General features: G+C 64.2%; 7 protein-coding genes and 3 pseudogenes. 6 read left to right on the top strand and 4 right to left on the bottom strand.

The annotated features are described in order from the left end of the window. The first annotated feature begins 259 nt into the window (after positions 1-259). The 6 genes and pseudogenes from KQH60_RS03670 to KQH60_RS03645 all read left to right on the top strand — a co-directional run bounded on the left by KQH60_RS03670 (position 260) and on the right by KQH60_RS03645 (position 7918). Entirely contained in the window at positions 260-3574 is a 3315-nt protein-coding gene (locus KQH60_RS03670; protein WP_237575201.1) for an Rne/Rng family ribonuclease, read from the top strand. Positions 3575-3827: 253 nt separating this feature from the next. Then, entirely contained in the window at positions 3828-4919 is a 1092-nt protein-coding gene (gene moaA / locus KQH60_RS03665; protein WP_237575200.1) for a GTP 3',8-cyclase MoaA, read from the top strand. Between the two features lie 81 nt (positions 4920-5000). Then, positions 5001-5621 (top strand): molybdenum cofactor guanylyltransferase MobA, encoded by a 621-nt coding sequence (gene mobA / locus KQH60_RS03660; protein ID WP_237575306.1) that lies wholly within the window; start codon positions 5001-5003, stop codon positions 5619-5621. 56 nt (positions 5622-5677) lie between these two features. Continuing rightward, the gene (gene glp, locus KQH60_RS03655; RefSeq protein WP_237575199.1) at positions 5678-6973 is read left to right on the top strand and encodes a gephyrin-like molybdotransferase Glp; all 1296 of its coding nucleotides are present in this window, start codon (positions 5678-5680) and stop codon (positions 6971-6973) included. A 220-nt stretch (positions 6974-7193) separates the two neighbouring features. Beyond that, complete coding sequence (locus KQH60_RS03650; protein ID WP_237575198.1) at positions 7194-7469, top strand: hypothetical protein; 276 nt, start codon at positions 7194-7196, stop codon at positions 7467-7469. A 68-nt stretch (positions 7470-7537) separates the two neighbouring features. After that, positions 7538-7918, top strand: a pseudogene (locus tag KQH60_RS03645) (GNAT family N-acetyltransferase). Positions 7919-7947: 29 nt separating this feature from the next. Here the strand turns inward: KQH60_RS03645 and rmuC are convergent. The 4 genes and pseudogenes from rmuC to KQH60_RS03625 all read right to left on the bottom strand — a co-directional run bounded on the left by rmuC (position 7948) and on the right by KQH60_RS03625 (position 11869). Then, positions 7948-9375, bottom strand: coding sequence for a DNA recombination protein RmuC (gene rmuC / locus KQH60_RS03640; protein WP_237575305.1), 1428 nt, complete (start codon positions 9373-9375; stop codon positions 7948-7950). Between the two features lie 83 nt (positions 9376-9458). Continuing rightward, a pseudogene (locus tag KQH60_RS03635) lies at positions 9459-9755 on the bottom strand (D-glycerate dehydrogenase); the annotation flags it as partial. A 31-nt stretch (positions 9756-9786) separates the two neighbouring features. Next, positions 9787-11202, bottom strand: coding sequence for a sodium:proton antiporter (locus KQH60_RS03630; protein WP_237575197.1), 1416 nt, complete (start codon positions 11200-11202; stop codon positions 9787-9789). 23 nt (positions 11203-11225) lie between these two features. Then, positions 11226-11869 (bottom strand): annotated as a pseudogene (locus tag KQH60_RS03625) (lactate utilization protein C). Positions 11870-11965 lie beyond the last annotated feature (96 nt).

The following is an 11965-nucleotide window of genomic DNA, read 5'->3' as shown; positions in this document are numbered from 1 at the left end:
GGTTTGATGCCGCGCGTCACGCGCTTCGATTGCGCGATGCGCGGCTGCACCGCCGTGTTTTGCCGTGGTTTTGGCCTATTCGCAGGTGCCCGCGGCACGCCGCGCCTTGGTTGGCGCGCGTTCCGGTCAAGGCAATTCTCCCCAGCCAGAGTTTCCCGCTCCAGCGTGCTTTTTTTGACAAAAAGAGGCGGCGCGCCGCTGCCCGTTCCGGTTCTACTCTGGACCGTGGCGGGACGCGCAGCCGCACTGGAGCCGTTCAATGAAACGCATGTTGTTCAACGCGACGCAGCAGGAAGAGCTGCGCGTGGCGATCGTCGATGGGCAGAAGCTGATCGACATCGATATCGAAACCGCCGGGCGCGAACAGCGTAAAGGCAATATCTACAAAGGCGTCGTCACGCGGATCGAGCCGTCGCTCGAGGCGTGCTTCGTCAACTATGGCGAGGATCGTCATGGTTTTCTGCCATTCAAGGAGGTCGCCCGACAGTATTTTAAGGATGGCGTCGAAATACGCTCCGCGCGCATTCAGGACGCGCTGCACGAAGGCCAGGAACTCATCGTCCAGGTCGAAAAGGAGGAGCGCGGCAACAAGGGCGCTGCACTGACCACGTTCATCTCGTTGGCCGGCCGCTACCTGGTGCTGATGCCCAATAATCCACGCGGCGGCGGCGTGTCGCGACGCATCGAGGGCGATGACCGGCAGGAATTGCGCGAAACGATGGCGCAGCTCGAATTGCCGGACGGTATGAGCATGATCGCACGCACCGCGGGCATCGGTCGCTGCGCCGAAGAGCTGCAGTGGGACTTGAACTACCTGTTGCAATTGTGGCGTGCGATCGAGGCAGCGGCGAACGGCACGCGCGGGCCACTGTTGATCTATCTGGAATCGAGCTTAGTGATCCGCGCGATCCGGGATTACTTCCAGCCCGACATCGGCGAGATCTTGATCGATACACAGGATATCCACGATCAGGCTCGCGCGTTCATGGAAGTGGTGATGCCGGACAATCTCGGCAAGGTCAAGCGCTACCATGATGACGTGCCGTTGTTCTCCCGGTTCCAAATCGAGCACCAAATCGAGACCGCCTATTCCCGCACCGTGCCACTGCCCTCCGGCGGCGCCGTCGTGATCGACCACACGGAAGCGTTGGTGGCCATCGACGTGAACTCGGCCCGGGCGACTAAGGGCGCCGACATCGAGGAAACAGCGCTGCGCACGAACCTGGAGGCGGCCGATGAAGTGGCGCGCCAGTTGCGGCTGCGCGACTTGGGTGGGCTGATCGTGATCGACTTCATCGACATGGAGGCGACCAAGAGCCAACGTGAAGTCGAGCAACGGCTCAAGGACGCGCTTAAGCACGACCGCGCCCGGGTCCAGATGGGCAAGATCTCCCGCTTCGGCCTGATGGAGCTGTCGCGTCAGCGGCTGCGTCCGGCGCTGTCCGAGGGCAGCCATGTGACCTGTCCGCGCTGCAACGGCACCGGCCACATCCGCGACACCGAATCGTCCGCGCTGCAAGTGCTGCGGATCATTCAAGAAGAAGCGATGAAGGAGCACACCGCGGCAATCTATTGCCAGGTGCCGGTCGAGGTGACCGCCTTCCTGTTGAACGAAAAACGCCAGGAAATCAATAAGATCGAATCGCGTTTCAAGGTCAACGTGGTGCTGATTCCTAATAAGCACCTCGAGACGCCGCACTACAAGCTCGAGCGGCTGCGGCATGACGACGTGCGACTCGACGAGCCGCGCGCGTCGTGGCGCATGGCCGAAGAAGCGGCGCGCGAGCTGGAATCGGAAACCGGCTACAGCAAGCGCGACGGCGACACGAAGCCGAAGCAGGAAGCCGCCGTCAAGGGCATTACGCGGGACATGCCGGCGCCCAGCGCCGCGCCACGCCCGGTGCCACAAGCCCAATCGAGCGCACCGGCCGCGGCAGCCGCGGTGGCCGCGGCAAGTGTCGGATTCATCGGATGGCTCAAGCGCATCTTCAGTGGCGAGCCTCCCGCCCCGCCGGCCCAGGCCACCGTCGAGGCCACGCCGACAAGGCCGGCGCGCGAACGTGCCGGCGGCGAGGCGCGTCAAGGCTCGGAGCGCAACCGGTCCCATCGGCGCGGCCCGCAATCCGGTAGCCGTGACGCGGCGCCACGCGACGTCAATGCTCAACCGGGCCGTGGGCCGCGTCGCGATGAACGCGATACGCGGGACGAGCGGAGCGCCCGTGATACGCGAGCCCCTCGTCAGGAGCGGCAGGCCGATGTCCGCGTGGACGCAGAGCAACCGGCGCGCACCGAACGGCCACCGCGTTTCGAGCGTACCGAGCGCGGCGAGCGCCGTGACCGCAACGAGGCGGCGCGGGGCGAGCGCGCCGAACGAAGCGAACGGGCGGATCGGGGTGAGCGTGGCGGTGAGCGTGCGGATCGGGGCGAACGCGGTGAACGCCACGAGCGCGTTGATCGTGGCGAGCGCAAGCAGCTCGAGCAGCCGCCGGTCGAGTCGCTGCACGACGAGCAGGGAGTCGAACAGGGTCAGGCAGCGGCGCCGGGTGCCAGCGCGGCACCGGAAACCGATCTCGGGCGTGATGGCGAGGAGCGGCGGCGCCGCCGGCGCGGACGCCGCGGCGGTCGCCGCGAACGCGACGAGGATGGCGTCAACCTAACTCATGCCGCAGACGTGGCCGAAGGAGAAGGCGAAACGGGCGCCACTGGGCCGGACGCCGTGTCTGGCACCTCCGCCGCGACGACAGGTGACACAGTAACGGCCCGCGAGTACGAGTACGCGCCAGTGCCAGGATCAGGAGCGGCAGACAAGCACGCCGCGGCCCGCTCCCCCGCGCCGCGGGAAACCGACGAGGCTGGCGGACACCGGGAAACGGCGCAGGTGCCCGTAGCCACGCCCGCACAACCGGCTGCGGTCGCGGCGCAGCCGCGAGTCGTCGAGCCGACGCATGACTTGGGTACAGTCCCCAGCGTCACCGGCGACGTCACACGGCAGCAAACGCGCCTTCCTCAGCCGTCGGTGGCATCAACGGTGGTGACCACCGCCGCGACGGCGGAGCCGGAGCCGCTCGGATCAGCGCCGGTACGACGCGACGAGCCGGCACCGATACGAGGTGATGAACCGACACCGGTAAGCCCGCAGAGGCCAGACGAGCCGACATCGGCGATGCCAGCGCCCCCCCACGCGTCGGCTGCGTCGGCTCAGGTCCTGGCCGTGCAATCAGACGACACGGTAACCGGCCGCGCCGGAGCGGGCCATGGGCAAGCCGCCGTCGGCAGCACACCGGCGGGTGCGCAAGCAGTGCCATCCCAACCGCGCAACGCCGACGAACCGGCTCCGGTCGCCACGCCCGTCTCAACGGCTTCGTCGGCAGGCACGCTGTCGATCGACACGCTGGCACCGATCCTGGAGTCCGCCGGACTGGTATGGGTCAACACCGATGCCGACAAGCTGCGCGCGGCACAGCAGGCCGCGCAAGCTGCCCAGGAGCCGTTGCGCAGCGGCCGTGAACGCAAGCCGTTGCCGCCGCAGTCCACGGAACCGATGCAGCAGGTCGAGACCCAACACGGGGTCTAACCGGACGGGCACGTCGCACCCGTCGTGCGCCGCTTAGCGGCGCATAATCGAGGGCCCTCGCCTTGGCGAGGGCTTTTTATTGGCCCTTCCCGGTTATCCGGCGGTCTCGCGGGGCGCCCTGCCACCGATCATCGCCGCCGCCATATAGGACATTGAGGACATTGCGTCCCAGCAACGCCGTACTCGGCGCATTCGGATAAAATCGTTAGTTGAACCTGGCCTCTCCTTGGCTAAACTGGCTTGCGCGGCAACCATGAATCGACGTGTCATCCCGCTGAACGAACTAAGCGCAGTCCCGGCGTTCTCGAGCGCCCCTGGAGCACCGCGCGGGTCTGTCGTCGACCGGCTCGCTCGTCCGCTGCGCGACCTGCGTATCTCGGTCACCGACCGCTGCAATTTTCGCTGCGTGTACTGCATGCCGCGAACCGTTTTTGGCCATGACTACCCGTTTCTGCCCCACAGCGCGCTGCTGACCTTTGAGGAAATTGAGCGCGTGGCGCGGCTGTTTGTTACGCAGGGGGTCGAGAAGATCCGCCTAACCGGCGGCGAACCGTTGTTGCGCAAGCATCTCGAACGTCTGATCGAACGCCTTGCCGCGTTGCGCACGCCTGACGCGCGGGCGCTCGATCTGACGCTGACGACGAACGGCGCACTGCTCGCCCGCAAGGCGCGTGCGCTGAAAGACGCCGGACTCACACGCGTGACAGTCAGCCTCGACGCACTGGACGATACGTTGTTTAAACGCATGAACGACGTCGATTTCCCGGTCTCAAGCGTGCTGGAAGGAATTGAAGCAGCGCACGCGGCAGGTCTTGGCCCGCTGAAAATCAACATGGTCGTTAAGCGCGGCACCAACGACAGCGAAATCGTGCCGATGGCCCGACATTTTCGCGGATCGGGCACCGTATTGCGCTTCATTGAATATATGGACGTGGGCCGTTCCAATGGCTGGAACATGACTGAAGTGCTGCCGTCCGCGGACGTCATCGACCAAATCAACGCGCATTGGCCGCTTGTGCCCCTGGACGCGCATTATCCGGGCGAGACCGCGCAACGCTGGCAATACGCAGATGGCGCCGGGGAGATCGGCGTGATCTCCAGCGTCACGCGCGCCTTCTGCTCCAGTTGCACGCGCATACGGCTGTCTACTGACGGCAACGCGTATTTATGCCTGTTCGCCGGCACAGGTCACGATCTGCGCGCGCTGTTGCGCGGCGGCGTCTCCGATGAACAGATCGCCGATGCGATCGCGCGGCTGTGGCAAGCCCGCGAGGACCGCTATTCGCAGTTGCGAGGGCAAGCCGCTGGCGGTCCGCGCGTCGAAATGTCGTATATCGGCGGCTAAGCCGATGCACACTGTAATCCGCACGTGATTTCGCGCGCCAATACCATCGGACTGATTCTCGCTGGCGGCCGCGGTACGCGGATGGGTGAACAGGACAAGGGGCTGCAACTGCTGCATGGGCGCCCGCTCGTCGAGCATGTCGCACAGCGCTTACGGCCACAGGTATCGCACCTGATGGTCAGTGCCAATCGCCATGTTGACCAGTATGCCCGGTTTGCCGATCAGGTGCTGACGGACGCCACGCCCGATTTCCTCGGCCCGCTGGCCGGCATTCTCGAAGGGCTGTATGCGCTCGAGCGCCAGGCGCTAAGGCACGGCGCGCTGCTGGTCGCGCCATGCGATTCTCCGTTCGTGCCGCTGGACCTGGCGGAGCGCCTTGCCCAGGCGCTGGAAGTCACGCACGCACCGATCGCCTATGTATGCACCGCATCGCCCGATGCAACTGCGCCGGGTACGCCCGCCACGCCCCCGTCGTCGGCCGACATACCGGCAGCCGGGCACGCTCATTTTGTATTTGCGCTGCTGCGCGCCGGACTGGCAGGCGATCTGGCAACACAGTTGACCCAGGGCGAGCGCCGGGTGCGCGCGTGGTACGCACGCCACATGGCGGTACGAGTACCCTTCGCCGACGAGCGCGCGTTTTACAATGTCAACTCGTTGCAAGAATTATACGAACTCGAGCGGCCGGACATCGAGCGATGAGCGTGCCCGGCGTCCCTTGTCCGATTGTGCCTGCCCCGTTTTCGCCGTTCCATGCCATGACCTCGCTGCAAACAATCGCAAGCTGTATCGCCGACTATGATCCGAACGCACTGCCAGTAAATGCCGCCCAGGCCATTGTGCGCCAGTGGGCAACGCCGGTGGCCACCATCGAGCGACTCGCACTGCGTGACGCGCTGGACCGCGTGCTGGCTGAAGACGTGGTGTCGCCGCTGGACGTACCAGCACACGACAATTCCGCCATGGACGGCTATGCGTTTGACGGCGCCGCCCTTGAGCGCGGCGGAACGATTCGATTGCGCGTGGCGGGCACGGCGCTGGCCGGACGCGCGTACGATGCACGGGTACGCAGCGGCGACTGCATCCGTGTGATGACTGGCGCGATATTGCCGGCCGACTGCGATACCGTGGTCCCGCAGGAGCGGGTTGCACTCGACATCGACGGATCGGTCCAATTCTCGGCCGCCGCGCTAGCCCGCGGTGCCAACCGCCGACGCGCCGGCGAAGATCTGCGCAGCGGACATGCGGCCCTGTTGGCCGGACGTGTGCTGCGCGCGTCCGACCTAGGTCTGCTCGCCTCGCTCGGGCTCGGCGAAGTACCGGTCCGGCGCCGCCTGCGTGCCGCCTTCTTTTCGACCGGCGACGAATTGCGCTCGCTCGGGCAACCGCTTGCGCCCGGATGCGTATACGACAGCAATCGCTATACGCTGTACGGGATGCTGCGCCGCCTGAACGTGGAGGTGATCGATCTCGGCGTGGTGCCCGACGACCGGCACGCGCTGGAAGCAGCGCTACGCAACGCGGCAGCAGCAGCGGACGTCGTACTCAGTTCCGGTGGCGTGTCGGTCGGCGACGCGGACTACACGCGGGAACTGATGGGCCGGCTAGGCGACGTCGCATTCTGGAGTGTTGCGATGCGGCCGGGACGCCCGTTCGCATTTGGCCGCATCTGGTCGAGCGGGCGCGTGGGCGAAGGCCACGATGCGCTCTACTTCGGCTTGCCGGGCAACCCGGTTGCCACGATGGTCGCCTTCTATCAGATCGTGCGCGACGCGCTGATCTCGATGACCGGTGCGCTGCCCCGGCCCGTGCCGCTGATCACAGCGAGCGCGCTGGACCCGATCAGCAAACGTCCCGGACGGACCGAATATCAGCGAGGCGTCGCGCGCCGGCGCGACGACGGACGCTGGGAAGTCGCACTGACCGGCGCACAAGGCTCCGGTATCCTACGCTCGATGAGCGACGCCAATTGTTTTGTTATTCTGGATCATCAACGAGGGCCGGTGGCCGCGGGCGACACGGTCGACATCATGCCTTTTGACGGACTGATCTAGCCTTTGATAGGCTGATTTGGCCTTGGATAGACTGATCTAGCTTTTTGATAGGCTGAACTGGCCTTGGATAGACTGACCTCACCTTTTGACGAGGTGTGCTGGCCTTTTGACGGATCGCTCTAACTTTTGACGGACTCATCTCACGCATACTCGACGTTCTCATACAATTTCCGCGTGCGCCCCGCGCCCCTTTTTCGCGAATGACCGCCAACGCTTCGATATGAAAAAACAAATCTCGCACATTGCCCCGGGGCAAACCGCCAAGGCGTTGATCTTCGTGTACCTGACCTTCAGCGTGCCGATCGTCCTGCTCGGCGTGCTAGTGGCATTCGTGCGCTACGGCCGCGTTGAGCTATCAACGGTGTTCAGCGCGTTGATACTCAACGCCGTGCTTGGCTTCGTCCTGCTATGGATCGCCTGTCACGCATACAATTGGGTAGCATCGCGCTTCGGCGGCATCGAGATCGTGCTCTCCGATGCACCCGAGGAGGCATGACTTCGCCATTGGCCACGCTGTCGGAGGACACGACGATCCGCCATGCGACACCGGCCGACGTGTCTGCGATGCACGCACGGGCCCACGAACTGGCCCAGTTCGAGAAACGGATCGATGTTTTCGTGGCAACCCAATCGGGCTTACACGACGCGCTGTTCGGACCAGCTTCATCGGCTGACGCGGCCTGCATCTGGAGGATCTATACGTGCAACCGGCGCAGCGAGGCACGGGACTGGCCCCCAATGCTGTACGTGCTGGCCACGCTCGACGTCGCGCAGCAATGCACCACTTTGAGTGAACCGTATTGGACTGGAACGCGCCGGCAGTGACCTTCTTATGCGAAGCTGGGCGCGACCGAGCCACCGGATTGGCGCGTCGTGCGCGCGAGCGCAGAGGCCCGGCACCATCTCGCGGGTCTGCCAGCGCCACCTGGCGCTTCGTCGAACTGACGATCCACTTCTGCCACGGTCGCGCTGGCTTATTCGCTGCCGTCGTCTAGCGTCGCTTGCGCTTGCCCGTCATCGCCCAGCAGCTCGGCGGCCTGTTCGCCAGGTAGCGCCTCGACGTCACGCAGCTTTTTATGCATCTGCCGTGTCCGAGTTTCGGCCAGTTCGATAGACCGGGCAACGGTCGCAAGCTGGTTCTTCGTTTTTGCCAGGACGTCGCCGAACTTGCCGAACTCCGTCTTCACCGCGCCGAGCACCTGCCATACTTCGCTCGAGCGCTTTTCGATCGCCAGCGTACGGAAGCCCATCTGCAAGCTGTTCAACAACGCGGTCAGCGTGGTGGGTCCGGCAATCGTGACCCGGTAGTCGCGCTGCAATGCGTCGGTCAGCCCAGGCCGGCGCAAGATTTCCGCATAGAGCCCCTCGGTCGGCAGGAATAGAAGGGCAAAGTCCGTCGTATGCGGCGGCGACACATACTTGTCTGCAATCGCCTTGGCCTCCAGCCTGACGCGTGTCTCCAGCGCGCGGGCCGCCTCCTCGACACCCAGGGGATCAGCCCGATCCTGTGCGTCGATTAACCGCTCGTAGTCCTCACGAGGGAATTTCGCATCGATCGGCAGCCATACCGGCTGCGCATTGCGGTGCTCGCTGTCGCCCCGGCCCGGTAGCCGAATTGCGAATTCAACGCGCTCGCTGCTGCGCGGCACCGTCGCCACGTTCTTCGCATATTGATCGGGCGTGAGCATCTGCTCGAGCAGCGCCTCGAGCTGAACCTCGCCCCAAGTCCCGCGCGTTTTGACATTGGTCAACACCTTCTTCAGGTCACCGACGCCTGCTGCCAGCGTCTGCATCTCACCCAAACCACGATGAACCTGCTCGAGCCGGTCCGACACCAGCTTGAACGACTCGCCCAGACGCTGCTCCAGCGTGGCATGAAGCTTTTCATCGACAATGCGCCGCATCTCATCGAGTTTAGCCGCATTGTTCGCTTCGATATCCTTGAGTTTTCGCTCGAGCGTCGCCCTCACTTCGGCAAGACGTCGCTCGTTGCTCTCCGACAGCACGGCCAACTGCTGGTTCAGCGTATCGCCGAATCGCTTTAATGCAGCAGCCTGCTCCTCGCGCGCATGTTGCGCCTGCTGTTGGCCGGACAAACGAAACGCATCGAGTTGCTGCGCATTGCTTTGCGTCAGTTTGGCCAGTTGCTGCGCGAACCCGTCAATCTGATTGTTTTGCACCGTGGCGATACTCGCGAGTTGCGCCGCGAGCGCCTGTTGTAGCTGCGTGACGCCGGCACCGGCATCGGCGCGCGACACGCGGGCGCTTTCAGTCAGTTCCGCGCGCAACTCGCGCTCCAGCCTTTCCTGGGCGCGCGCGTGCGTGTCGCCCAATTCGCGCATCCGCTCCGTGAGCGCTTGCAGCGATGCCTCAGTCGCGTTGTCGGCATCGCGTTGCCGCATCGCGGCCGCGACAACAAGTAACGCAGCGGCCAATACGGCCACTGCGACTGCCAAGATGATCGTCAGCATGCGCGCATTGCCCCCAGCACGTCACGCGTATTGATGCCGAGTACGCCAGCTCGATTGAACGCGTCCATGTCGAAGTGGTTATAGCCGAGCGCCATGTTCGCCGCCCCCTTCAGTCGCAAAGCGGCAGCCAGCACAGCCGCGTCAATGCGATCGCCCGAGGTCAATGCGCCATTCTTGTCCGCCGCGCGCGCGATCAACTCGTCGCGCGTGAGCAGACGGTCGTCGCGATTCACGACGACATCGAAATACTGCTCAAGCGTTTCGAGTACGTCCAGGAAGATCATCCGCGCCACCCAAACCTTTTGCTTCATCACCGATCCAGTTCAAGTTTGTGTCCGACGTTCAATGCCGGAAAAAGAGCCATGTCGTCATCGCGAATACCGGCAGCAATACGCAGGCCGACCAGCCCATGAAGCCGAAAAAGCTCGGCATGCGCACGCCGCGCGACTCGGCAATGGCCTTGATCATAAAGTTTGGCGCGTTGCCAATGTACGTATTCGCCCCCATGAATACCGCGCCAGCGGAAATCGCCGCGAGTGTCGACGCACCGGACGTCATCAACGTCTGTGCGTCGCCGCCCGCGATGTTGAAGAACACCAGATAGGTCGGCGCATTATCTAGAAACGATGACAACAACCCCGTCACCCAAAAGTACAAGGGCACTTGGCCGTCTTGCAGCGTCCACTGCACCGCGTCGGCGAACACGCCCCGCTGTCCAGCGTGCAGCATCGCGATCACCGGTGCAATCGTCACGAAGATGCCAGCAAAGAGCTTGGCGACCTCATCGATTGGCGCCCAGCTAAAACCATTGCCATCGCGTGCGGAGGATGGCGTCGCGCGCAGCGACACGAACAGCACGACCAGTAGTCCGGCGTCACGAAGCATGTTCTGCAACTGGACTGGCACGCCGAAAATGTCGAATTGCACGCAAGGTTTCCAGATGCCGCTCATCAGCACCAGGACGATGACGCATGCCAGCAATCCAAAGTTCACTTTGCCGTCGATCGCAACGCCGCGCGAATCCGGTGCCAGGTCCGCCCGCGCCGGCCCGGTGTTGCCGTCGCGCCTAAAATAATAGCTATCCAGCACATAAAACACTGACAGCACCGTGGCAGTGACGAACAAGGCCGGCAACGCCAAATGCACAGTCGTCCAGAAAAAATCGACACCGTTCAGGAAGCCGAGAAACAGTGGCGGATCGCCGAGCGGCGACAACGCGCCGCCCGCATTCGCAACCAGGAAAATAAAGAACACCACCACATGCGCAACATGCCGGCGATTGTCATTGGCCCGCAGCAACGGCCGGATCAGCAGCATTGCCGCGCCCGTCGTTCCCATGATGCTCGCGAGCAGCGTGCCAAGCGCAATCAGGCCGGTATTGAGCGCGGGTGATCCATGTAGATTGCCGCGCACGCAGATGCCGCCGGCCACCGTATACAGCGCGGCCAGCAACACGATGAACGGCACATACTCGGCAATGACGGCATGGGCCAGCGACGCGAGCGCTGCGCCGGTGCCGAACGACGCGGCGAACGGCCCCAGGAATGCCAGCGCCCAAGCCGCCGCGATCTTGCCGAAATGGCGGTGCCAGAACGTGGGCGCCAGCAGCGGTAGCAGCGCGATCGACAATAGCATGCCAGCAAACGGCAGTGCCCAATGCAGGCCTAATTGCGAGCCATCGACGTCGGCCGCGCACGCGGCAAGCGGGATACAGGCGAGTACTACACCCGCCGGCAGAACGGCAAAAAACCTCGTCATGTGTCGTATCGGAAAAACAGAAATCACGCGTCACGCACAACGACTGCATGAACGCAGCAGGACCATGCGCACTCAGCACAATGGTGTGTTCGATGTCGCCGGTACGCGACGGACCTGGAATGAAGTTGACCGCGCGCGGTACGCATCAAGGCAAACCCGTCTTCAAGGCCGCCGACGACGCGCGACGCCGGCACGATCGCAATATGCGTCTGCGGCAACAGGCCCGTCGACACGCACGCGTCCTCGCCCGACAACAGGGCTAGCATACCGGTCTCGGCCACCGCGCAAAAGCACTCGGATGCCGGTCAAGTCGCCGTCGCGCGGCATTCTGAATTCGAGTTGGCAGCCGGCATCTGTCCATCCGTAACCAGCGAGCGCGGACCCAAGCGACTGCGGTCGTGGCAAGTTTATGCTCGTGTAGGTAGGCCGCCACCGCAGCCGGCACCTGCTGCGGCCCATCGACGCACGCGACGCTGGTCGCTCTCTTGCGCGATTGCACGGCGAACAGCTCGACGAGATCGCCCGGCAGATCGGGACGCGGGCCGGCCGAGTGCCGCGCCAGATAGTCGGTGAGCGCCTCGCGCTCAACCGCCGCAGGCAGCGCCGGCCGGCGCTGCGCCGCGCGCAGGCGAGCGATGATGTTGCGGCGAGCCGCCGAAGTGTCCATGTAGCGCTCCTCTGTTAGCGTGTTGGCCACGCCTTCGCGCAGATTATACCGGCGCACTATACTGACGAGCGCGGCGCGGCCATTGGCCGGATGGCC

Origin of the sequence: Mycetohabitans sp. B8 (assembly GCF_021991875.1) — a bacterium.
GTDB lineage: Bacteria > Pseudomonadota > Gammaproteobacteria > Burkholderiales > Burkholderiaceae > Mycetohabitans.
The sequence above is the reverse complement of the archived record's forward strand: the minus strand, read 5'-3'. Positions and strand labels throughout refer to the sequence as shown.